Here is a 23,550-nt window from a genome sequence, read left to right on the forward strand (position 1 = left end):
ATAATAGAATTTGTTATGAGGTGGTGGGCGCTTACGTAATAACTAACATTAACAAGGGTTGGGTTCCCATTCACAACTGATCTATGAGTAGCAACCGTATTCCCGTAACCGTTCTCAGCGGCCCGCTCGGTGCGGGCAAGACGACCGTCCTCAACCACGTGCTGACCGCAGACCACGGTCTCGAGGTGGCCGTCGTCGTCAACGACATGGGCGACGTGAACGTCGACGCCGAGCACGTCACCCAGCAGACCGACCTGGGCGGCGACGAGGAGATCATCGAGCTGTCCAACGGCTGTATCTGCTGTCGCCTGCGCGGCGACATGCTGGACGAAGTCGGGCGACTGGCCGACCGTCGCGACTTCGACTACCTGCTGGTCGAATCCTCGGGCATCTCGGAGCCGATTCCGGTCGCCCAGACGTTCGCGATGGGGTTCGAGGACGCCGACTTCGATCCGACGGACACCTACGAACTGGATACGATGGTCACCGTCGTCAACGCCCACAGCATCTGGGAGTCGTTCGACACCGGGACCGCGCTGACGGACCAGCAACTCCAGGGCGAGTCCGGCCGCGTGCCGGAAGAAGTCCTGCTGGACCAGATCGAGTTCTGTGACGTCCTCCTGCTGAACAAGTGCGATCTCGCTCCCGACGACTCGCTAGACGAGATCGAGGCCGTCTTAGAGCGACTTCAGCCACGGGCTGACATCGTTCGAACGGAGTTCGGGAACGTCGAGCCCGACGCAATTCTCGGCACCGGCCAGTTCGACTTCGAGCGCGCACAGGCGTCTGCGGGTTGGAAGCACGAACTCAAACACGATCACCACCACGACCCACAGGAGGAACACGGCGTTACTTCCTTCGTCTACCAGCGAGATCGACCGTTCCATCCCGAGCGGGTCGCGGCCCTGCTCACGGAGCTGCCGGACGAACTCATCCGCGCGAAGGGCTTCTTCTGGAGTGCAGGCCGCGAGGACGTCGCGATGGGGATCGACAAGGCCGGGACGTCGGTCCGCGCCGGCCCGTCGGGGCAGTGGCTCGCGACGCTCCCCCAGGCACAGCGCGAGCAGTATTTCGCTGCGCGACCGGGACTGAAAGACGACTGGGACGATCAGTGGGGCGACCGCATGACGCGGCTCGTCTTCATCGGCCGCGAGTTCGAGGACGAGGACCTGATCGCCCGCCTCGACGACTGCGTGCTGACCGACGCCGAGATGGACGACGACTGGGAGCGCTACGCCGATCCGTTCGAACCGGAAGAGCAACGTGAACTCGCGCTCGCGAACGAGTAAATGAGCGTTCCCGTCACCGTACTCTGTGGCGAACTCGGCGCGGGCAAGACGACGCTGTTGTCCGGCCTGCTCGAATCGACCGACCGAGAGATCGCCGTCCTGGTCAACGACGTCGGCGCGGTCAACGTCGACGCCGACCTCGTGGAGGCTCGAACCGATCTGACGACCGGCGAGGAGGTGCTCGCCCTCGAGAACGGCTGTATCTGCTGTAGCCTCGGCGGCGAACTCTCCCGGTCGGTGATCCAGCTCTGGAAGGAACACGAGTTCGACTACCTCGTCGTCGAGGCCTCGGGCGTCGGCGAACCCGAACCGATCGCGCGCCAGTTCGTCCGCGGGCCAGCCGGCGGTCCGTACGATCTGGACGCGGTCGTCACCGTCGTCGACGCGCGGCGGTTCTACGACCGGTTCGTGGGAGACGATTCGGACGAGCGAAACGATCCACCGATTCCGGAGCCGCAGGGTCCCGACGAGACGGGGAGTCGCCCCCTGGGGGATCTGCTGCTCGAGCAAGTCGAGTTCTGCGACCTGCTCGTCGTGAACAAGTGCGACCTCGTGAACGACGACGAACGCGAGCGGGTCGTCGCCCTGCTCGAGACGCTCCAGCCCCGCGCCGAGATCGTCACGACCGAGTACGGCGCGCTCGAGCCCGAGGCGCTGCTCGACAGCGAGCGATTCGATCTCGAGACGGCGGCCGATTCGGCGGGCTGGAAGCAGGCGATCGAGACCGACGCTGCCGATGGTGACGGAGACGATGCGCACGAACACGATGTGGACGACTCGGCTCACGGCCACGATGGTGACGGGCACGGTCACAGTCACGACGAGCACGAACCGGGCCACGACGAGCACGAACCGGGCCACGACGAGCACGATCACAGTCACGGCGACGATCACGACCCGGGCCACGACGAGTCACACGGTCATGGCGATGGAGCTCACGATCACGTCCATCCCCCCGAGCGGTACGGCATCGAGGTCGATACCTACCATCGACGACGGCCGTTCCACCCCGAGCGCCTCGCGGCCTTCCTCGCCGATCTTCCGGACACCCTCGTGCGCGCCAAGGGATTGTGCTGGATCGCCGGCCGCGAGAAGCAGGCGATCACGGCGAGCTACGCCGGGTCGGAGACCAGTCTCGAGGTCACCGGCCGCTGGATCGCCAGCTTCTCCGAGGAGCGACAGGCGCAGTACCGACGCGGCCAGCCCGACCTCGCGTGGGACGAGGAGTGGGGCGACCGCGAGACGCGACTCGCACTCATCGGCCGAAATATCGCGATGGAGGACCTCCAGTCCAGACTCGACGACTGTTTGTTGACTGACGAGGAGATGGAGTCCGACTGGTCGGCCTTCGAGAATCCCGCACCGACGGGGATGAGCGAGACGGTGACGGTATCGCACGGAGGGTCGGACTCGTGAGCCGAGTCTTCGATCCCGGTCGCTCGAGTCGGCAGCTCCCGGGAGGGGAGCTATTATCGCCCTCCGGCGAGGATATCGTCCTATGACGACCGACACCGACGACCGCCGGAGCACCGACGATCACGGCCACGATATCATCGATCCGCTCTACGTGGGGATCGTCACGGTCTCGAGTTCGCGCGCGCAGGCCGACGAACCGGATCCCGACGATCCGGGTGGCGATACGATTCAGGAGTGTTTCGAGACCGAGGGCCACGAGGTGCAAGAACGGCTGTTAGTCCGGGACGACTACTCGTCGATCCGGACGGCGGTGCGCGGACTGGTCGCCCGTCGGGATATCGACATCGTGCTCACGACTGGCGGAACGGGGGTCACCGCAGACGATGTTTCGCCCGAGGCGACGGCGTCGCTGTTCGAACGCGAACTCCCCGGTTTCGGCGAACTCTTTCGGTCGCTCTCGTGGGACGAGGTCGGTACCCGCGCGATGGCCTCGCGCGCGACGGCCGGAATCGCCGTCGACACGCCGGTGTTCTGTCTCCCCGGGAGCACGAACGCCTGCCGGACGGCCTGTGAGCAACTGATCGTCCCCGAAGCGCCGCATCTGGCGGGCCTCGCGACGCGCCACCGACAGGGCGGAACCGATCAATCGCTGTCGGCCTACCAGGACGAGGAGTAAGCGGACTCCCCGTTCGCGACGGCTCGACTAATTTCGTTTTCGGCACTGTGCGCTGCTCGAGTAGCCAGTGTCATCTCCGGCCGCCCGCACAGCGGTCATCGATACAGCCGTTGGAAATAAAGCTCAGTTTCATTTAGACAACTATATTTGCCTTCAGACGAGAGACACGACGTGATGGCTGCGTCAGCACCCCCTCCATCCGATACTGCCTCCGGTGTATGGCCCCAGTCTATGCAGCGGTCCCGCTCGGCCGGGCTAGACTATTTATCAGAAGACGATGCTAGATTAGCAAACTATATTAAAATAGAGTTAAGATTTAGTAACACATGACTGGACGCCACACGCGACGGGCCGTTCTCGGTGGTATCGGAGTCGGTGTCGCGACGTTCGCAGGCTGTCTCGGTGATTCCGACCCATCGGGCGACGGTGAGTCGGTAACGGTCGCTCGCCCCCAATCCTCCCAGGACGGCGAGTGGGACGTCTACGGTGGCGTCATCCCCTACTTCACCGGCGTGTTCGAACCGCTCGTCGGGACGAACCACGAGATGGAACCGGAGCCGCTTCTCGCGACCGACTGGATGCGCGAGGACGAGTACACCTGGCGATTCGACCTGCGCGAGGACGTCACCTTCCACAACGAGGCGGCGCTTACCGCCGACACCGTCGTCGACTCCTTCCAAGCAATCATCGACGACCGTAGCGCTACCGGCTGGATCAACGTCGAACCCGATGGCGTCTCCGCGATCGACGACACCACCGTCGAGTTCGAGACGATCGAACCGTTTCCGTCGCTGCCGGGAACGATCTCGCACAACTACTTCGGCGTCGTCCATCCCGACACCGAGGCGGACGACGACGTCGCGATCGGTACCGGGCCGTTTCAACTCGAGGAGCGAAACGGGGACGACGTCACGCTCGCTCCATACGAGGATCACTGGGATACCGTGCCCTCCGTCGAACGACTTTCGTTCGAGGTCGTCTCCGACGCGACGACGCGCGTGACCGCCCTCGAGGGCGACGACGTACAGGTCGCGATCGATCCGCCGCGAAACACCGTCTCCGGACTCGATTCGAGTGCGGAGACGGCCACCGCGAGCCAGCGGACGCCCCGAACCTGTTTCGGCGGGGTCAACATCTACAAAGAACCGACGGACGACGCGACCCTCCGGCAGGCACTCGCGTACGCGATCGATCAGGAACAGCTCGTCGAGACCATCCTCGAGGGTGTCGGCGATCCGGCCCGCGGGCCGATCTCACCCGAGATTCCGTGGTCGAGCCACGACGACCTGCCCGCGTTCGGGCCGGACCACGACCGGGCGCGCGACCTCGTCGCCGACTCGAGTTACGACGGCGAGACGCTGACGATCCTGATCGACGGCAGCGAGCCGGACGATCGAAACGTCGCCGAGCGACTCCAGTACCAGTTCGAGGAGATCGGCGTCGACAGCGAGATCCGCAGCGTCGAATCGGCCGCGTTCTACGAGACGTTCACCGACGGCGACGCGCACGTCTCGATCGTCACGCTCGGCTCGAACAGCGCCGCGGCCGATTACCTCATCCGCGCGATGTTCCACTCGGAAGGCAGCGACAACGAGCAGCGCTACGAGTCGGAGGGAACCGGCGTGATGAACCTCGGCGCCGAGGTCGACGCGCTCATCGAGGAGGGGTATTTCGCCGAGTCCCTCGAGGACAAACGCGAGGCCTACGGCGAGGTTCAGCGGCGAGTCGTCGAGGAGGCCGTCGCCCTGCCGCTGTACTACGTCGAGTACGTGCTCGCCCACCGAGAGGCGGTTTCGCTTCCCGATCTCCACCCGATCAATCCGATGACCGACTATGCCCACCTCGAGTACGAGGGCTGACCGTGGTTCGGTTCGGACCGGAACCGTCGATAGGGAGGACCCGTCCGACGGCAATCGACGACTGACACCCATCCCATGAGCTATCTGCTCCGTCGCCTCGCGAGTTCGACCGTCGTCCTGTTCGGCGTCACCGTCCTCACCTTCGGGCTGGTTCATCTGACGCCCGGCGATCCCGCGCGGACGGTCCTCGCCGAGCGACAGGGACGGCAGCCCTCCGAAGCGGACGTTCGGGAGTTCCGGGCCGAACAGGGGCTGAACGACCCGGTTCCGATACAGTACGGCAACTGGCTCGGCGACGTCCTGCGCGGGGATCTGGGCCGATCGTACTACGGCGACGGCGATGTGCTCGAGTTACTGCTCGCGTACCTCCCGAACACGATCGAACTCGCCGGCGCATCGATCCTGATCGCGGTCGCGATCGCGATTCCGGCCGGCGTCGTCAGCGCCGTCTATCGAGGGACCTGGATCGATTACGTCAGTCAGGGTACCTCCTTGATCGGCGTCTCGATGCCCAACTTCTGGCTCGGCTACCTGCTCATCATCGGGGGCGCACTGCGACTCGGAGTATTCCCGGTCTACGGTGCCGGGACGCTCGCTCACCTCGTGCTCCCCGCGATCACGCTCGGGACCGGGATGGCCGCCGTCCTCACCCGTCTCGTGCGCTCGTCGCTGCTCGAGACGCTCGAGGAGCCGTACGTCGACGCGGCCCGCGCTCGCGGGCTCGCCGAACGCGGCGTCGTGACCGCTCACGCGCTGCGGACCGCGCTGTTGCCGGTCGTGACGATGATCGGGCTGCAGTTGGGGTACGTCCTCGGCGGCGCGGTCGTCGTCGAGGTCGTCTTCCAGCGACCGGGACTCGGCACGCTACTCGTCGACGCCGTCTTCGCGCGGGACTTCCCCGTGATTCAGGGGGTCACGCTCCTGGTCGGCGCGACGTTCGTCCTCGTCAACCTGCTGACCGACCTCGCCTATCACCGACTCGATCCCCGCGTCTCGCTCGGTGGTGGTCGCGCGTGAGCGTCACCGGCGTCCTCGCGAATCGTCGGTCCGCGCTGGCCGCGATCCTCGAGCATCCGACGATCCGCGCCCTCCGTCGAAATCCGTCGGCGGTCGCCGGCGGCCTCGTCGTCGCGACCATCACTGTCCTCGCGATCGTCGGCCCCGTTCTCACGCCGTACGATCCGAACGCACAGCACCTCGGCAATCGGCTGCAGGGACCCTCGCTCGCACATCCGTTCGGAACCGACCAACTCGGGCGCGACGTCGCGACCAGACTGCTCTACGGCGCCCGCATCACGCTGGGACTGGCCGTCCTCGTCACCGCGGTTCGACTGACGATCGGCGTCGTCGTCGGTCTCATCGCGGGCTACTGCGGCGGCTGGGTCGACGAGGCGCTGATGCGACTGGTCGACGTGCTGCTCGCCTTTCCCGGGATCGTCCTCGCGCTCGTCGTCGCCGGTATCCTGGGCCCGAGCCTGACCAACCTCGCGCTCGCACTCGCCGTCGTCGGCTGGACGCGCTACGCCAGGGTCGTCCGCTCGAGCGTCCTCGAGATGCGCGAGCGACCGTTCGTCCAGGCGTCGCGGCTGACCGGAGCGCCGCGTCGCCGCGTGCTGCGACGCCACGTCCTGCCGAACGTCGCGGGGCCGGTCGTCGTGCTGGCGACGCTCGACCTCGGCGGCGTGATCCTCGCGGCGGCCGGCCTCTCCTTTCTCGGCCTCGGCGCACAGCCGCCCGCCCCCGAGTGGGGGACGATGCTTTCGACGGGTCGTCACCACCTTCGAGAGGCCTCGTGGCTGGTCAACGCGCCCGGGCTGGCGATCGTCGTCGCGGTACTCGGGACGAACCTGCTCGGCGACGGCCTGCGGGACGCGCTCGATCCGAACGATCGTACCGAGCGCAGCGGCCGGGAGGTGAGCCGCCGTGACTGACCCGCTGCTGTCCGTCGACGACCTGGCGGTTCGGTTCGAGACCGGCACGGAACCCGTTCGTGCGGTCGACGGCCTCTCGCTGTCGGTCGAGGCGGGCGAGACCGTCGGTCTCATCGGCGAGAGCGGGTGTGGCAAATCGGCTGCGGTCCGTGCGATCGCGGGATTGCACGGCGACACTGCACGGGTCGACGGCGCCGTCACGTTCGACGGCATCGATCTCCGTTCGCTTTCCGACGAACGACTCCGGCGGATTCGCGCGACGCGACTCTCGACGATCTTTCAGGATCCCGCCGCGACGCTGACGCCGACACGTTCGGTCAGGTTCCACCTCGAGGAGGCGCTTCGACTCGCCGACCGTCCCGACGACGGCTCGCTTCGAGCGGCCCTCGGTCTCTCCCGGCGTGACTGGGGCGAACCGAGCCGAACGCGCCGGGAGCGAGCGCTCGCCCTCCTCGAGCAGGTGGGCCTCGACGACCCCGACTACCTCGATCGCTATCCCCACGAACTGAGCGGCGGCGAGGCCCAGCGGGTCTCGATCGCGACCGCACTGGCGTCGGACCCCGACCTGCTGTTGGCCGACGAACCGACGACGGCCCTCGACGCGACGACGCGCGAAGCGATCCTCGATCTGCTCGACGACCTCGTCGCCGAGCGCGATCTGGCGACGGTGCTCGTCAGCCACGACTTGGGGCTCGTCGGCGAGCGCTGCGATCGCGTCGTGGTCGCCTACGCCGGCGAGGTGATGGAGGCCGGACCGGCCGATCGGGTGTTGGAATCGCCTCGCCACCCCTACACGCGGGCGTTACTCGCCTGCCGACTCGAGGGGACGACGCCCGGCGACCGGCTCCCCACCGTCGACGGAACGCTCCCGGATCCGACCGCCGAGACGACGGGCTGTCCGTTCGCGGCCCGCTGCGTGCACGCGACCGAGAGCTGCCGGACGACGGCCCCGCCGACGGTCGATCGCGAGGACGGCGGACGGGTCCGCTGTGGCGAACTCGAGTCGATCGCCGCCGTCAGCGTCGACGGCGGGAGAGTCGCCGACGATATCGGCTCCCGGCCGTCGCCACCGGGCTCACCGAATGTCGACACGCTCGGTTCGAATGCGCCCGCGAGTGCCGCTAGCACCGACCCGGTCGACGACCCGATCCTCGAACTGCGTGACGTTTCGAAGCGCTATCCGATCGACGACTCGTGGCTCGCACGTTTACGCGGGCGAGACCGATACACGAACGCCGTCGACGACGTCTCCCTCGCCGTCGACCGCGGCGAGACTCTCGGAATCGTCGGCGAGAGCGGGGCCGGCAAATCCACCGTTATCGATCTCGTGACGGGCCTCGAGTCGGCAACGACGGGAGAGGTCGTCGTCGACGGCGAGACGCTCGGCACGGTCGACGACCGCTCGCGCGACCAACTGGCCGCGATCGGTCGCCTCTTCCAGCATCCACAGTCGAGTCTCGATCCGCGACAGCGCGTCCGGACGGCGATCGACGAACCGCTGCTCGAGGCCGGCTGGGAGCGTGACCGACGACGGGAGCGGATCTCGGCGCTGCTCTCGCTCGTCGGCCTCGACGACCGCCACGCCGACCGTCGACCGCACCAGCTCTCTGGCGGCCAGTGCCAGCGAATCGCGCTCGCCCGGGCTATCGCCCTCGAGCCGGCGCTCGTCGTCCTCGACGAACCGACCGCCGCGCTGGACGTCTCCGTGCGCGCGCAGGTGTGCAACCTGTTGCTCGACCTACAGGCGGGACTCGACTGTGCGTTCGTGCTCGTGAGCCACGACCTCGGCGTCGTCCGTCACCTCGCCGACCGTATCGCCGTCATGCGAGACGGGCAGGTCGTCGAGTCCGGCGCCGCGGAACGGCTCTGTACCGATCCCGCCACCGCGTACACCGAGACGCTGCTCTCGGCTGCAACCGGGATCGGGGAGACTGAACCGACCGCTGATCACCAGCGTCCATCCCAGCTATGACGAACTCTGATTCATCGACCGACTCGACCGCTGCATCGGACTCGACGACTCCCCCAACCGACGACGTCCCGACCTACGACGTCGCCGTTATCGGCGGCGGCCCCGCCGGCTGTTCCGCCGCCGTCTTCACTTCGCGTGCGGACCTCGAGACGGTCCTGTTCGAACACGACCGCTCGGCGCTGTTGAAGTCGGCCCACCTCGAGAACTACCTCGGCTTTCCGTTCGGAATCCAGCCGACACAGTTCCTCGAACTGGCCCGCGAGCACGCTCGCGAGGCCGGCGCTCGCGTCTACCGAGCGGGTGTGACGGCAGTTCGGCGCTCCGAAGACGGCGACGAGAGCGATTGTGGGTTCGTCCTCGAGGCCGAGGACCGAACCGTCCTGGCCGACCGACTCATCGTTGCGTCGTGGGCCCGGACGGCGTTTCTCGAGGACCTTCCGGTGACCCGCGAACCCGAGGAGCCGGGTCCGGTGATGGTGGTCCCGACCGATGCGGACGGCCGCACCGACTGCGACGGGTTGTACGCGGCCGGACGAATTACGAGTCAGAACCATCAGGCAATCGTCAACGCCGGCAACGGTGCCGACGTCGCGCTGACGCTCGTTCGCGACGTCCGACCGGAGTACTACAACGACTGGGTCGTCCCCGACGGCTACTACGAGTCGTACGATCGAGCCGTTCCCGAGGGCGTCGAGGAGATCACCGTTCCAGAGCGTCGACGGCGGCACGAGGAGGCCCAAACGAGGATGCTCGAGTTCTTCGATGAGACGGCTGGGGCGGGACTCGAGCAGGACGGAGAGTAAGGGTTAACTATATTCCTCGATTTCGTTCGTGTGAGGGCCCTTAGCTCAGTCTGGTTAGAGCGCTCGGCTCATAACACGGTCGCAACTGGTGCGGGTGTGTGAGATACCGAGTGGTCGATGGTTCGAATCCGTCAGGGCCCATGCGCAACACACCCGAAGCGTGGCCGAAACCGATTCGGCCGATAGTACGGTACTGAACCATCCGAAACGCCCGTTCTCTGTTTCGGAAACAGGGGGTTTCAAACCGGAACCGAACCAGTCACTGGTTCCGGGTCGCCGCCTGCTTGCGATATTAGTAGCCGAAACGGGGTGGTCGGCGTGACGAGTACACCGTAACTGTCGTCCGAGATCTCGAGCACGTACGGACACTGTGGAGCGTACGCTTCCGAGCGGTCTACCGCGTCTACGGCGACAACAGCGACCGTGCCCATCGCTACGGAACGTGAGTTTCGGGGGTGACGCGCTGACCGATACTGAGGGACGCGTCGCTTCCTGTCCCCTTCGAAGCGACCGCCGAACTGGTCATCGACTGCGAGAGGCCGAAACGTGAGAGATCGAGGGTAGACCCGACGAATCCCATCGGCTGGTGCTCGTCCCGGCCGGATCACATCGCTCGAGTCGTCGCTGAAGCCCCGAGTGGCCGCCGTCGTGCGACGGTGAAGCGTCTGCACGACATCGACTGTCACGCGTCGCTCAGTCGACCGGCTCGAATTCGATTACTCGATGTACTGTTGTTCCCACTCTCTTCGGTTTTCGATTTGCTCGAGGCCGCTGTCGCTGATCGCGTAGTAGTTCGTTCGGCGATCGAGCTGTCCCTTCTCGACGAGCGCTTTGTTGACGAGCGTGTCGAGATTGGGATACAGCCGGCCGTGATTGATTTCGCTGTTGTAATACTTCTCGACTTCGTCTTTTACTTCCTGGCCAGACGGCTCGTCGGCTCCGGCGATCACGTACAGCAGATCGCGTTGAAATCCGGTCAGATCGTCCATGTTGCAACCACACCGATACACCAACTGTTCGACTATTTGTTATCGTTCTCGTATCAACTGTTTCTCGACTGTGTGTACGGTCTAACTGAGATAATTACAGTGATATTCTGTTCCACTGTCGGTAACAGATGACTACGGGCGACGCGCCTCGTCACACCGCTTGCTGGCGGTTCGTCGCTCGGAGTGTCGCATCTGTACGTCTCGCGTCTCTGCGGGCTAGTTTTAGTCGTGCGAGACAGTCAACGACCGCTTACTATCGAAACGAAAAATGAACGGATCGTGAAACGATCGCTGCGTTTCCGAAGACGTACTCTCGACTGTGAATGTGGTAGAACGAGACACGTTCGGTGACGACTGTCCTCCGCGTCGACGTTCGTCGTACTCGAACGACCTGTCACTATCGCGGTCGCTTGCCGTGTAGTCTACCGAAGAATGTGTATTGGATTGTGAAATCCGCTACCGAACGTGTAGAGCCGTGTTAGAGGCGGGTGACGTTGGTGGCGCGGGGGCCCTTGGGGGCCTGTTCGATGTCGAATTCGATGTCTGTGCCTTCTTCGAGGTCCGGACCGCCAACGTCTTCCATGTGGAAGAAAACGTCATCGTCCGCGTCGTCCGTCGAAATGAAACCGTAGCCGCCTGTGTCGTTGAAGAAATCAACGTTTCCTTTCGCCATTGCAATCCAAGAGAGTGCCGGGTTACGTATAACAGTTGTGTTATACTCGTCCTCTCGGGAGACAGACACACGCTTGAGCGAAACGCGTGAGAACTCGGTTTGAAGCCGAAATATGAGCGTTTTAGAACCATATTGGATCTGACTATAAAATTCCCACAACCGTGAGAAATGCCCGTTCAGGGGGTCTTCCCGACCGATTTCACTCGAGCACGAGTGATACGTTCGCTCACGTTCGCCGGACGACCGCTCCGGGAACCGATCGGTCCGATCCAACGAGCCGCTCGAGGCGCACTCGAGGCTGTCTCGAATCGTTTAGGTTGCTCCGCTGATACGCGATGGGCATGACGGAGCCAAATTCCCCATCGCAGCCACACGCCGGCCCGACGGTCGCGCAGGTGGCGTTGATCGGGCTGTTCGTGACGGCGCTCGTGACGGCGCAGTTGACGGCCTCGAAGGTGCTCGCGTTCTCGCTTCCGATCACGGGCGCGGAGTTGGTGCTTCCCGGTGCCGCACTCGCCTACGCGCTGACCTTTCTGGCCAGTGACTGTTATGCGGAACTGTACGGCCGACGGGCGGCACAGATCGTCGTCAACGTCGCTTTCGCGATGAACTTCGTCGTTCTCCTGCTCGTCTGGTCGACTATCGCAGCCCCCGCAGCCGAGACCAGCATCGACCCGGGGATGTTCGCGGACGTGCTCGGTGCGTCGACGAACATCGTCCTCGGAAGCCTGCTCGCGTACGTCGTCAGCCAGAACTGGGACGTGATCGTCTTCCATCGGATCCGCGACTACACCGGCCGCGAGAAACTCTGGCTGCGCAACGTCGCCTCGACGGCGAGCAGCCAGGCCATCGACACCGTCATCTTCGTCGCGATCGCCTTCTCGCTCGCGCCGGCTCTCCTCGGCGTCGGTCCCGTACTCGGCGTCGGCGAACTGCTGGCGCTGATGATCGGCCAGTACCTGTTGAAACTCGCCATCGCCGTCGTCGACACGCCGATCGTCTACGCGGTCGTCTCCGTCGTCCGCTCGCGCGAGTCGACGGCCGACGACGAGCCGACGGTCGCCTGAGCGACGGGGCGCTTCCCCCGCATCCGCTTTTCGCGTCGAACGAGGACGTTTAGTAACCCGCCTCGAGAGGGATCGATATGGACGAACGCGTACGCGAACACGCGAAGGTACTGGTCGACTGGAGCGCCCGGGTCGAGGCGGGCGACGACGTCGTGCTCGCCGTCGGACCCGACGCCCACGAACTCGCGGTGGCGGTCGCCGAGGCGCTCGGCGAACGGGGGGCGAACCTACTCGCAACCTACAGCTCCGGCGAGATCACGCGCGCGTATCTTCGCGCACACGACGGCGAGTTCGACGAGAACCCGGCGCACGAGCTCGCACTGGTCGAAAACGCCGACGTCTACCTCTCGCTCGGCGGCGGACGCAACACGAGCGCGACGGCCGACGTGCCGGGGAAGACCCGTCAGGCCTACGGCAGCGCCAGAAGCGAGATTCGCGAGGCCCGAATGGACACTCGCTGGGTGTCGACGGTCCACCCGACTCGGTCGCTCGCCCAGCAGGCGAACATGGCCTACGAGGAGTACCAGGCGTTCGCGTACGATGCGATTCTCCGGGACTGGGAGGTCCTCGCCGAGGAGATGGGTCGGATGAAGGACATTCTCGACGACGGCTCCGAGGTTCGGCTCGTTTCCCGTGGAACCGACCTCACAATGGGGATCGAGGGCCGCACGGCGGTCAACAGCGCCGCCTCGGTCGCGTACGACTCGCATAACCTCCCCAGCGGCGAGGTGTTCACCGCGCCGTACGCCACCGAAGGCGAGGTGACCTTCGACGTCCCGATGACGCTCCACGGCGAATCCGTCCGAAACGTTCGTCTCGAGTTCGAGTCCGGAGAGGTCGTCGACTACGACGCCGAACAGGGCGAGGACGTGATCGCCGAGATCCTCGAGACCGATGCCGGTGCCCGCCGACTCGGCGAATTGGGTATCGGCATGAACCGCGGGATCGACCGCTACACGGACAACATCCTCTTCGACGAGAAGATGGGCGACACGATCCACCTCGCGCTCGGACGGGCCTACGACGCGAACCTCCCCGACGGCGAGTCCGGCAACGACTCCGCGGTCCACGTCGACATGATCACCGACGTCAGCGAGGACTCGCGACTCGAGGTTGACGGGACCGTCGTCCAGCGTAATGGCCGCTTTCGGTGGGAAGACGGCTTCGAGTAACTCGCAATCTGTGGATTCTGCGCCTCGTTCACGTTCGCACGTTAGTCACTACAGCCGACAGTAGCAGCCTGTTAATACCCTCTTATGCGCTGGCAACTCATACCATGAAACGGCGAAGCGGCTGCATAATAATGTAGGGAATCGTCGTTGGAATCGAGTACCGCCATGACCGGTGGCGGCGAAGTAACCGGTCGGGACTCGCTGCTCGTCCCAGACGCTGCCGCCGACTGAGCATCGGTGGGCAGCGTATTCCCTTTCAGTTGTCTGCCCGCCCCGCCGGAGGCGGTACGTATCCGGCGATCACCGTCTTCGGTGTTCGTCCCATCCGACAGTCTCACCCCTTTCGAGTGCCTACACCGACTATGCGCGATCAGCTCCGGGCTGGCGCCGCCATCTACAACGCGGGCTTCTATCACGCCGCCCACGACGCCTGGGAGGAGTACTGGCTCGACCTCGAGGCCGATACCGACGACGAGCGGCTGCTCCACGGGTTGATCCAGTTCACGGCCGCGGTCCACCACGCCCGCGGCCGCAACTGGGAGGGTGCCGTCGGGCTGGCCGAAAGCGCACGCGCGTATCTCGACGGGCCGCCCGCCGACTACCGCGACGTTTCGCTCGAACCCGTTCGGTCGTTCCTCGAGGCCCTCGCGGCGGATCCCGAATTGCTCGAGCGTCGGCGACCGATTCGACTCGCACACGAGGGATCGGTGCCGACGCTCGCGGATCTCGGATTCGAACCGACCGCGGTCGCCGCAACGGTCCTCGCTGAGGAACTTGGCTACGACGAGGGGGCAATCGAACAGGCCCGGACGTACGCTCGACGTGATCTCGAGGCCGGCGACGACGGTAGCCGGTTCATCACGCTCCTGTTCGACTTCGTTCGGGAGGACGAGCATCGGGGCATCGTTTACCAGCGGCTCACCGATCACGTCGATCGGCGGGCGGCTCGAGAGACCGACGTCGAAGGGCTGTTCTGACGGTGGTTGGCCGTTCAGTTCGCGACCGATCGGTCCGTCGACTCGAACGAGCCGTCGCCAGCCAGCCTACGAACTGGGCCGATGCTCACCGACGGGATCTGACGGAACTCTTATTTGAGCAAACGTGCAACTGTGTCTATGACCGAAACGGAAGCGAGGCTGCGACGGTACCTCGAGGACGAACTCGGGACGTGTCAGAACGAGGATTTACAGAAGCGACTCGCCGAACTCGACGACCTCGAAGCGGTACTCGATGGCCGGACGGCCGGAACCGACGTGGCGACGTTTTCGGCGCTCGGCGACGAAACGCGGTACCGGCTCGTTCGGCTGCTCGTGACGGCAGACGACGAGCTCTGCGTCTGTGAAATCACCCCGCTCGTGGACGTCAGCGACAGCGCCGTCAGTCACGCGCTCTCGACGCTCACCGACGCCGGACTCGTGACCAAACGAAAGGACGGCCGATGGCGAAAATATCGCGCGACGAAGCGTGCAACCGCTCTCTTAACCGTTCTCGACGGCTCCCGGTAACGCTCTCTTCTCCCAGTCCGACGCTGCTCGAACGAGGCCGCCGCGCCGTTCGAAACGCTTTAATGATTGAGCACTTGTTCATATAATATGGTTCGAACGACGAACGAGGACGAGCGACAACGAAATCAGGCACCGACGATGAACACGGACGACTCACTCAGCACACGTAGCAAGCGACAGCGGGACGGATTCGAACACACCGGTGCGTTCGGTCAACGGACCGGTGAGTCGGATCTGATCTTTTTCGAGGGAATCGTACCGAAGATCGACGGTGAAGTATTGAACACACACTCAATCGAGGAGCAGACGGCGACCTGTTTCGACCGCCTCGAGTCGGTGCTGGAAACCCGAAACGTGACGCTCGACGACGTGATGAAGGTCGACGTTCATCTCACCGATCCGGACGCCAGCGAAGCCGTCGACACCGTGTACGACTCTCGGTTCGACGGGGTCGAACAGCCACCCCGAACCGTCGTCGGTGTCTGTTCGCTCCCCGGCGGTGCGGACGTACAGTTGGACGTCGTCGCGGCCGACGAATAGCGGTGTTTCACTCACGATCAATGTCCACGCACTCTGCAGTCGAGCCGACGTGCCGGGTTTCACGCCTGTCGACCACCGCTGACTCGGAGGAGTTCGCTTCATGAGCGGCGTCGAACACGACCATGGACCCGACTGCGGTTGTTCGGACTGCGGCGACCCGCGGTCGATGGACTTCCTCGACAAGTATCTCACCGTCTGGATCTTCGGAGCGATGGCGCTCGGTGTCGGCCTCGGCTCCGTCGCGCCGTCGGTCGTCGACCCGATTCAGGAGTACTCCCTCGTCGAGATCGGTCTCATCGCGATGATGTATCCGCCGCTGGCGAAAGTCGACTACCGACGGCTGCCGCGGGTCTTCTCGAAGTGGCGCATCCTCTCGTTGAGTCTGATCCAGAACTGGCTGATCGGACCGACGCTGATGTTCCTGCTCGCGGTGATCTTCTTCAGCGGGGTCGTCCCGTGGTTTCCCGCCCGTCCCGAGTACTTCCTCGGTCTGATCTTCATCGGGATGGCCCGCTGTATCGCCATGGTACTCGTCTGGAACGATCTCGCGGACGGCTCTAACGAGTACGCCGCGGGACTCGTCGCGTTCAACAGCGTCTTCCAGATCGTCACCTACGGTGTCTACATCTGGTTCTTCGCGCTCTTCCTCCCGCCGATTCTCGGGTTAGAGGCCATGGCCTCCGGCATCGAAGCGTTCGACATCACCGTCACGCAGGTGTTCTGGGCGATCGCGATCTTCCTCGGCGTCCCGTTCGCCGGCGGCATCCTCACGCGCCTCGGCGGTGTTCGAGCCAAGGGTGAGGAGTGGTACGACGAGGAGTTCGTCCCGACGATCAGCCCGATCACCCTGCTGGCGCTGCTGTTTACGGTCGTCGTGATGTTTGCCACGCAGGGGGACACCATCGTCGCCCGACCGACCGACGTGCTGTGGCTCGCCGTCCCGCTCACGATCTACTTCGTCGTGATGTTCCTCGTGAGCTTCGGGATGGGTCGCGGAATCGGTGCCGACTACTCGACGACGACCGCAATCGGGTTTACCGCCGCGTCGAACAACTTCGAACTCGCGATCGCGGTCGCGGTCGCGGTCTTCGGCGTCGGCTCCGGCGTCGCGTTCGCAACCGTCGTCGGCCCGCTCATCGAGGTGCCCGTCCTGCTCGCGCTGGTCCACGTCGCCGTCTACTTTCAGGAGCGGTTCGACTGGGACGGCTACGAAACCGGCCGGCTCGAGGACGAAACGATCTCCGGCGAGCTACCGTCGTCCGCGACGGACGACGATTGACCGTCGCCTGCCACACTCAGACACGAAAACCAGGGCTCCGCCTCCGACCGACTACTCGTGGCCGGCGATCCGCAACGGCTCGTACGGCTCTTCGAGGTAGGCCATATCCGACGCCGAGAGCTCCAGTTCGATGGCCTCGACGGCCTCCTCTAAGTGCTCCACGCTGGTCGTCCCGACGATGGGCGCATCGACCCACTCCTTGTGGAGCAGCCAGGCAAGCGAGATCTGGGCCATCGTGACCCCCTTCTCGGCGGCGAGTTCTTGAATCCGCTCGTTGATCTCCTCGCCGCCGCCCTGGAGGTAGGGAATCTGTTCGAGGTACTCGTCCGTCTGCCCGCGCGTCGTCGACTCGAGGGCCTCGAGCGGGCGGGTGCCGACGCCGCGGGCCAGCGGCGACCACGGAATGACGCCGATTTCCTCCTTTTCGCAGAGCGGCAGCATCTCCCGCTCTTCCTCGCGGTAGAAGGCGTTGTAGTGGTTCTGCATCGTCGCGAAGCGCTCGAGTCCCAGGTCGTCGCTCGTCCGCAGGGCCTCGGCGAACTGGTGGGCCCACATCGACGACGTACCGACGTATCGGGCCTTCCCCCGTCGGACGACGTCGTCGAGCGCCCGGAGCGTCTCGTCGATCGGCGTGTCGTAGTCCCAGCGGTGGGTCTGGTAGAGATCGACGGTATCCATCCCGAGTCGCTCGAGGCTCGCCTCGAGTTCCTGCTCGATGGTCTTCCGGGAGAGCCCGCCGGAGTTCGGGTTATCGGGGTCCATCTCGGCGTACACCTTCGTCGCGACGACCTGCGAATCGCGGTCGTAGCCCGCGAGCGCGTCGCCGAGAATTGCCTCGGATTCCCCCGTCGAGTAGACGTTCGCCGTATCGAAGAAGTTGATCCCGAGATCGATCGCGCGCTCGATGAGTTCGGTGCTCTCCTCGCGGTCGAGCATCCAGTCGCGGCCGCTGCCGAAACTCATGCAGCCGAGCCCGATGCGACTGACCGACATGCCGGTCGACCCGAGCGTCGTGTACTCCATAGGAGTTGCTGCGACGGCCGACCGTTAAAACGTCGCGACTCGAGGTCGGGGTGCGGCTTCCGGTTACGACGACAGAGAACGAAACGGTCTGCTTCAGTCGTGCTCGACGGAGAACGAAACGGCCGGTATCAGTCGTGGTCCGCGGAGTTGTCCCGCGGCTCGTAACCCAGCGCCTCCTTCGCGCGCTCGAGCGAGTAATATTTCCGGTCGTTGTCGGAGATTCCGTAGACGATTTCGTAGCCGTAGTCGGCTCGAATACACCGATCGAACAGGTGTGCACAGTCGCGGTAGGAGAGCCACATCGCCTGCCCGCGTTCGTAATCGATCGGCGGGTGGCCCCGGGTGAGGTTTCCGATGCGAACGTTGACGACCGAGAGGCCGTACTCGTCGTGGTAGTAGCGCCCGAGGGACTCGCCCGCGACCTTCGAGACGCCGTAAAGATTCCCCGGCCGGGGGAGTTCCGTCCCGTCGAGCAGGTAGTCGTCGTCGGTCCGGTACATGTCGGGCGTTCGCTCCTCCGTCTCGTAGTGGCCGACCGCGTGGTTGGAGGAGGCGAACGCGACCTTCTCGACGCCGGCGTCGACGGCGGCCTCGAAGACGGTCTGGGTCCCGTCGATGTTGTTCGTCAGGACGCTGTCCCACGGCGCGGTCTTACGGGGGTCGCCTGCGAGGTGGAGAACGACGTCGATGCCGTCCATCGCCTCGCGGACGGCCTCTTCTTCGGTGATATCCGAGACGACGAACTCGCCCGGGTAGTCCTCCGTCGGCGGATCGCGATCGAGCAAGCGCCACTCGTGGTCGTCCGCGAGGCCCTCGAGGATGGCCTCTCCGACGCGCCCCGCAGCCCCGGTCAGCAGGACCGACTGTGCCATTCGTTCGGTGGGAGGGAAAGCGACGATAAGAACCATGCGGTTCCGAGTCGGTTCGAGTGGTTGTAGCACCCTTCGGTCCAGCGGAACGGCGTGACACGCCGCCCGCATCGTAATCCCCTTGCCGACCGCACTCGAGCACGTTCACATGACCACCGACACGGACCCCACGGTTGCCGAGGCCGCCTGCTTCGAGGCCGGCATCAAGTTCGGCACGCTCTACCACCAGTTCGCCGGCACGCCGGTCTCGCCGGACAGCGCCGCGAGTCTCGCGCAGGCGATAGAGGAGTCGATCGAGAATCAGCCCCACTGTACCGACGTGACCGTCGAGGTGTTGGTCGACGAACTCGAGGCCGAACTCGCCGACTCGGCGGCCGACTACACCGAACTGACCGGTCGATTCCTCGAGGTCGACATCGTCGTCGACTACGAGGGCTGTGAGGTCGTCACGCGAATGGAAATGGAGGACGGCTATCCGCTGATGCGCGTGGAGTCGGTTCGGGATCGGTAGTACCCCAGCTGTTCTCGGTCGCTTTGGGAGATTTCGACCTCGGGCACTCGACTTGTTCTGTCCGAAGACCATCCACGTTGGTGAACGGCCGTCCCCGTAGACGACGTTATTGTAACGCGAAATATGAAACAAGGGCTGATGCCTTATTCGGTGCTTTTGATACGTTTGCGGCCGTATTTCACCCCGCCAAGGCTATCCCAAGTGGAGTACAATACCTGGCCATATGCCACAGCCTTTTCAGCAACAGTTGACGGAACGTGCTGATTTTCACGAGTTCGTCGATCGGCTTGAGAGCGTCATCGTCTGGTCGGGAGACCCGTCCGGCGTCGATTACTTGAGTCCCTCGTTCGAAGAGATCTACGGGCGTCCCGTCGAAGATGTGAGGGAGGATTTGTCCGTCGTTACCGAGGCCACTCACCCTGACGATTATGATCTGGTCGCGAAGATGATGGCGGGCGCTGATGAGCGCATCCTGAACGGGGAGTCCGTCCAGGAAGAGTTTCGTATCATCCGACCGGATGGCGAGATTCGGTGGGTCGAAACTCGTATTTTCCCGCTCGAGAGTGGCCCGGGGGAAGTGCCCGAAGTGGTCGGCGTCACGATCGATATCACGGGCCGGAAACGCACCGAACTCGAACTCGAGCGACAGAACGAACGCCTCGAACGGTTCGCCAACATTCTCTCTCACGATCTTCGTTCCCCTTTGACCACCGCAAAGGGGTACCTCGAGTTCGTGACGGACGAATTCAGTCACACGTACCTCGACGTAGTCGAACAGGCGCTCACTCGAATCGAGGAGATCATCACGGACGTGTTGACCCTCTCTCGGATCGGAAAAGCGGCTGAGACGACCGAATCCGTCGATCTCGCGGAAACAGCCAGACGGGCCTGGCAGATAACGGGCGAGGATCGGGGTCAGCTCGCGGAGATGGCCGATCTCGGAACGATCGAGGCCGACAGGAGTCTCGTCGGTCAGCTCTTCGAGAACGCGTTTCGGAACGCAGTGGAACACGGTTCCACAAGCCCTCACTCACAAGCTCGCGAGGACGCCGTCGAACACGGTGCGCAGGACGTCACGGTTCAGGTCGGGCTGCTCGAGGAGAAAAACGGGTTCTACATCGCTGACGACGGGAAGGGCATTCCCGAAGCCGAACAGGAGCAGGTGTTCGAGGCCGGCTACTCCACGTCGGATACGGGAACCGGCTACGGTCTCCTGATTATCAAGGAGATCGTCGACGTCCACGGCTGGGACGTCCGTATCACGGATTCAGAAACCGGCGGTGTCCGTCTCGAGATTTCGAACGTCAACGTGAACGACTACGGTACCCACTGATACGGTCCTCTGTAGTGACGTACCGAAAATCATCTGGCGGTCGCGGTTGCACCGGCAATGACGTGCAGCAGTCCGTCTCAGTTCTTACTATCGTTGCCACTGAAACAGCGTGCCATCGAACGCTTCACAATGATCAGTAGAGAGGACCACGTACCTTTTTCCGCCTCGGATTCGCTCACTCCGCTTGCGAGTGGAACACTGCGGAAGACCCTCACCGTCCGCGAGCAAAGCGAGCGGTTCGCCGCCGGAGTGGGGTGAAACCCCGTGACGGCGGCCTTTTGGCATCATCAGAGCCGCCTTGCGACTCTGATTAACAGTCAGAACGCGATGCGTTCTGACAGCATCAACGGGTTTTGCCGGGGGTTGAGGCTGGCGTCGCAGACGACAGCCGATGCCCCCGGTAAAAGGGGTTGCTGCACTGATTGGTTCGAGTTAGCTTCCGCCATCTTCCGTTCCTCCTCGAGACTGGATCGACCTCCCTTTCGAAACTTCGCTGCCGTTCGGCCAGTATCACCCCGCTCGAGTCGATTTTCACTTTCACTTTCGGGCGACCTTTTAACCCCAGTCACGGTGAAGGGAATGACATGAGCCAAGCGACGTTCGGCGACGACGAGGAACTGTTCGGTGAAGCCGCCAACGAGATGCGCGAAGACGTCGAAGCCTCGCTCGAGGAGGCCTGGGACGCGCTGCCGAGCGCCGACGACGTCTGGGAGACCGACGCGGACAACGTGCTGGGCGTGCTCAACGGACTGAATTCGGCGTTGAACGCCGGCGACGCCGAAGACCACCTCCGCGACGCCAAAAAGTGGTTCACGATGGGGCAGCGAGCCGACGCCTTCGAGGACGCCGACGACCTCGAGGAGGAGATCGGCGACCTCGAGGAAGCCATCGAGGACATCTCCGACGCCGGCGAACAGGTCGGCGAACTCACCTCGACGATTCCGGCCCTTCGCGGCACGCTCGAGGACGCCGGTCCCGCCGAGGACGAGGACGACGACGAAGAGGAGGAGGAAGCGGAGAGTGAAGCTGACGAGGACGACGCAGACGAGGAAGACGAAGAGTAATTTCGAGCCGACGCACGGTCACCGATACTCGCTCGGTCGAGCCTGCTACCGACGCTCGGGTCGCGAGACGTCTCGCTCCACGACGGCCTCGAGCAGTCGCGCCAGCGCGTCGCCCGCTCGCTCGAGCAGTTCCTCGCCGCGCCGCTCGTCGCCCGCCTCGGGATCCCCGACGACGCCGTTCTCGCTGAACTCCGCCGAATCGTAGGCCAAATTCGTGTAACTCACCCACTCGCCCCAGCCGTCGGCTCGCCCGGATTGAGCTTCATCCATCCGATCCTCGCGAACCAGGTCGGGCTCGCAGTGGCGAAGCAGGGCGGTCTCGAGCGGCCCGCCGTGGCCCATCTCCGCGGAGTGTTCGCCGACGGCCTCGAACCAGGTGAACGGGACGGCGTAGGCGTCGCCGTCGCGGGTGAGTCGACCGCCGACCTCCCGCAACGCGTCGATGTTGCCCCCGTGGCCGTTGACGATGACCACGCGGTCGAAGCCGTGGTAGGCGAGGCTCTCGACGGCCTCGCGGACGTAGCGCCGGAACGTCTCGTCGGAGACCCACATCGTCCCGGGGAACTGGCGGTGCTCTTCGGCGACGCCGACCGGAATCGCCGGCGCGCGCACGACCTCGCGGTCGACGCGGGCTATTCCGGCGTCGGCGACTGCTTCCGCGGCGATGACATCCGTCCCGAGCGGCGCGTGGGGGCCGTGTTGTTCCGTACTCCCGACGGGGACGACCGCGAGATCGGTCTCGCAGTCGCGAACGTCCGTCCACGTCGCGTCGCGTAGGTTCATGGGGAGTACTCCCACGGAGCGGCCAAGAAACTCCCGGTGGGCGCGACTCGCTCTCACCCCCATTTAGTACGCTTGCCCCTGCCGGTCCCGTCCGTATCCGACGGTGCGTGAAATTCGACGCTATGTATCGCGGCGGCGACGCTCTCGAGGCCCTCCACGGCTCCGTTCCGGAGTGGCTGCTCCTGCTCGCTGCACTCGTGACCCGCCTCGGCGACGTCGCGGCCCTCATTTCGATCGCGATCGTGGCGTCGTGGTTGCTGACGTGGCGGGGAACGCCGAACGGACTCGAGTATCCGGGGACGGGTTCGGAGACGGACTCGACCGCACCAAACGCCGACCGCGCGCCCGCCGTCTGGCTCGTGGGCGTCGTCGTCGGCGGGCTGGCCGCGATGACCGCGCTGAAGTATCTCTTCGCGTTGCCGCGGCCGGAGCTCGTCGCGACGACCCCGAGCACGCTACCGACGGCGCTCGAGTCGACGTACGTCTCGACGGTGACGCTTGGCGGCTACGGCTTTCCGAGCGGCCACGCGGTCGGAGCCACCGTCGCCTACGGAGCGCTGGCGCTGGCGATTCCCCTCGGCACGCGTCGCAGCCGACTCGCGGCCGCGGGCGTCCTCGCGCTCGCGGTGAGCTTCTCGCGGGTCGTCCTCGCCGTCCACTACCCCGGCGATATCGTCGCCGGGATCGCCGTCGGAGTCGCCTACCTCGCGACGGTCTGGTGGCTGCTCGAGCGGTCGCCGGTCGATCGAACGACGACCGCCTTCGCGCTGGCGCTCGGTCTCGCGCTCGTCGCGGT

The 23,550-nt window shown here is 64.6% G+C and carries 22 protein-coding genes, 1 tRNA gene and 1 pseudogene; 19 read left to right on the forward strand and 5 right to left on the reverse strand.

Annotated elements, in window-relative coordinates; all coding sequences use genetic code 11:
* The first annotated feature begins 83 nt into the window (after window positions 1-83).
* From BLT08_RS14490 to BLT08_RS14530, 9 genes are all read left to right on the forward strand, one after another.
* Window positions 84-1,289, forward strand: coding sequence for a GTP-binding protein (locus BLT08_RS14490; RefSeq protein WP_090308854.1), 1,206 nt, complete (start codon window positions 84-86; stop codon window positions 1,287-1,289).
* Window positions 1,290-2,705: a CobW family GTP-binding protein gene (locus BLT08_RS14495; protein WP_090308858.1), complete on the forward strand. Its 1,416-nt coding sequence runs from the start codon at window positions 1,290-1,292 to the stop codon at window positions 2,703-2,705. It begins immediately after the preceding gene.
* Window positions 2,706-2,787: 82 nt separating this feature from the next.
* Window positions 2,788-3,381: a MogA/MoaB family molybdenum cofactor biosynthesis protein gene (locus tag BLT08_RS14500; RefSeq protein WP_090308861.1), complete on the forward strand. Its 594-nt coding sequence runs from the start codon at window positions 2,788-2,790 to the stop codon at window positions 3,379-3,381.
* A gap of 326 nt (window positions 3,382-3,707) precedes the next feature.
* A complete protein-coding gene (locus tag BLT08_RS14505; protein WP_090308864.1) occupies window positions 3,708-5,240 on the forward strand; it encodes an ABC transporter substrate-binding protein in 1,533 nt (510 codons plus the stop codon).
* Window positions 5,241-5,315: 75 nt separating this feature from the next.
* Window positions 5,316-6,257, forward strand: coding sequence for a nickel ABC transporter permease (nikB, locus tag BLT08_RS14510; RefSeq protein WP_090308869.1), 942 nt, complete (start codon window positions 5,316-5,318; stop codon window positions 6,255-6,257).
* Between the two features lie 35 nt (window positions 6,258-6,292).
* Window positions 6,293-7,171 carry a nickel transporter permease gene (nikC, locus tag BLT08_RS14515; RefSeq protein WP_394328198.1) on the forward strand — a complete coding sequence of 293 codons (879 nt, stop codon included), beginning with the start codon at window positions 6,293-6,295 and terminating at the stop codon, window positions 7,169-7,171.
* Window positions 7,164-9,143 carry a dipeptide ABC transporter ATP-binding protein gene (locus BLT08_RS14520; RefSeq protein ID WP_090308876.1) on the forward strand — a complete coding sequence of 660 codons (1,980 nt, stop codon included), beginning with the start codon at window positions 7,164-7,166 and terminating at the stop codon, window positions 9,141-9,143. Before nikC ends, BLT08_RS14520 begins: the two co-directional genes overlap by 8 nt.
* Window positions 9,140-9,946: an NAD(P)/FAD-dependent oxidoreductase gene (locus tag BLT08_RS14525; protein WP_090308880.1), complete on the forward strand. Its 807-nt coding sequence runs from the start codon at window positions 9,140-9,142 to the stop codon at window positions 9,944-9,946. The genes BLT08_RS14520 and BLT08_RS14525 overlap by 4 nt, the downstream gene beginning before the upstream one ends.
* Before the next feature lie 34 nt (window positions 9,947-9,980).
* Window positions 9,981-10,087, forward strand: a tRNA-Ile gene (locus BLT08_RS14530).
* Window positions 10,088-10,662: 575 nt separating this feature from the next.
* On the opposite strand, the gene BLT08_RS14535 is transcribed toward BLT08_RS14530, so the two are convergent.
* Entirely contained in the window at window positions 10,663-10,935 is a 273-nt protein-coding gene (locus BLT08_RS14535) for a PadR family transcriptional regulator (RefSeq protein ID WP_090308885.1), read from the reverse strand.
* 478 nt (window positions 10,936-11,413) lie between these two features.
* A complete protein-coding gene (locus tag BLT08_RS14540; protein WP_006087767.1) occupies window positions 11,414-11,608 on the reverse strand; it encodes a cold-shock protein in 195 nt (64 codons plus the stop codon).
* Between the two features lie 341 nt (window positions 11,609-11,949).
* Between BLT08_RS14540 and BLT08_RS14545 the strand changes: the two genes are divergently transcribed.
* The 6 genes from BLT08_RS14545 (at window position 11,950) to arsB (ending at window position 17,171) form a co-directional block, all read left to right on the forward strand.
* Window positions 11,950-12,675, forward strand: a complete 726-nt coding sequence (locus tag BLT08_RS14545; RefSeq protein ID WP_090308888.1) for a queuosine precursor transporter — start codon at window positions 11,950-11,952, stop codon at window positions 12,673-12,675.
* A 77-nt stretch (window positions 12,676-12,752) separates the two neighbouring features.
* Window positions 12,753-13,847 (forward strand): aminopeptidase, encoded by a 1,095-nt coding sequence (locus tag BLT08_RS14550; RefSeq protein WP_090308891.1) that lies wholly within the window; start codon window positions 12,753-12,755, stop codon window positions 13,845-13,847.
* 362 nt (window positions 13,848-14,209) lie between these two features.
* Window positions 14,210-14,824, forward strand: a complete 615-nt coding sequence (locus BLT08_RS14555; protein WP_090308894.1) for a DUF309 domain-containing protein — start codon at window positions 14,210-14,212, stop codon at window positions 14,822-14,824.
* A gap of 138 nt (window positions 14,825-14,962) precedes the next feature.
* A complete protein-coding gene (locus tag BLT08_RS14560) occupies window positions 14,963-15,352 on the forward strand; it encodes an ArsR/SmtB family transcription factor (RefSeq protein WP_090308897.1) in 390 nt (129 codons plus the stop codon).
* Window positions 15,353-15,439: 87 nt separating this feature from the next.
* Complete coding sequence (locus tag BLT08_RS14565; protein WP_090308902.1) at window positions 15,440-15,892, forward strand: RidA family protein; 453 nt, start codon at window positions 15,440-15,442, stop codon at window positions 15,890-15,892.
* Between the two features lie 100 nt (window positions 15,893-15,992).
* Window positions 15,993-17,171 (forward strand): ACR3 family arsenite efflux transporter, encoded by a 1,179-nt coding sequence (arsB, locus tag BLT08_RS14570; protein WP_090308906.1) that lies wholly within the window; start codon window positions 15,993-15,995, stop codon window positions 17,169-17,171.
* 51 nt (window positions 17,172-17,222) lie between these two features.
* Here arsB and BLT08_RS14575 read toward each other — a convergent pair whose 3' ends face one another.
* Window positions 17,223-18,194, reverse strand: coding sequence for an aldo/keto reductase (locus BLT08_RS14575; protein WP_090308910.1), 972 nt, complete (start codon window positions 18,192-18,194; stop codon window positions 17,223-17,225).
* Between the two features lie 128 nt (window positions 18,195-18,322).
* Entirely contained in the window at window positions 18,323-19,066 is a 744-nt protein-coding gene (gene azf / locus BLT08_RS14580) for an NAD-dependent glucose-6-phosphate dehydrogenase Azf (protein ID WP_090309184.1), read from the reverse strand.
* A 145-nt stretch (window positions 19,067-19,211) separates the two neighbouring features.
* On the opposite strand from azf, the gene BLT08_RS14585 reads away from it, so the two are divergent.
* The 3 genes from BLT08_RS14585 (at window position 19,212) to BLT08_RS14595 (ending at window position 21,971) form a co-directional block, all read left to right on the forward strand.
* Complete coding sequence (locus BLT08_RS14585) at window positions 19,212-19,574, forward strand: dihydroneopterin aldolase family protein (protein ID WP_175529327.1); 363 nt, start codon at window positions 19,212-19,214, stop codon at window positions 19,572-19,574.
* Between the two features lie 223 nt (window positions 19,575-19,797).
* Window positions 19,798-20,907 (forward strand): PAS domain-containing sensor histidine kinase, encoded by a 1,110-nt coding sequence (locus BLT08_RS23760; RefSeq protein ID WP_090308916.1) that lies wholly within the window; start codon window positions 19,798-19,800, stop codon window positions 20,905-20,907.
* Window positions 20,908-21,491: 584 nt separating this feature from the next.
* A complete protein-coding gene (locus tag BLT08_RS14595; protein ID WP_090308919.1) occupies window positions 21,492-21,971 on the forward strand; it encodes a DUF5790 family protein in 480 nt (159 codons plus the stop codon).
* A gap of 45 nt (window positions 21,972-22,016) precedes the next feature.
* Here the strand turns inward: BLT08_RS14595 and BLT08_RS14600 are convergent, their stop codons facing one another.
* Window positions 22,017-22,754: a creatininase family protein gene (locus BLT08_RS14600; RefSeq protein WP_090308922.1), complete on the reverse strand. Its 738-nt coding sequence runs from the start codon at window positions 22,752-22,754 to the stop codon at window positions 22,017-22,019.
* Window positions 22,755-23,143: 389 nt separating this feature from the next.
* Between BLT08_RS14600 and BLT08_RS23765 the strand changes: the two are divergent.
* A pseudogene (locus BLT08_RS23765) lies at window positions 23,144-23,425 on the forward strand (phosphatase PAP2 family protein); the annotation flags it as partial.
* Window positions 23,426-23,550: the final 125 nt, after the last annotated feature.

This window comes from Natronorubrum texcoconense, from assembly GCF_900100335.1.
In the GTDB taxonomy this organism is placed as follows: Archaea; Halobacteriota; Halobacteria; order Halobacteriales; family Natrialbaceae; genus Natronorubrum; species Natronorubrum texcoconense.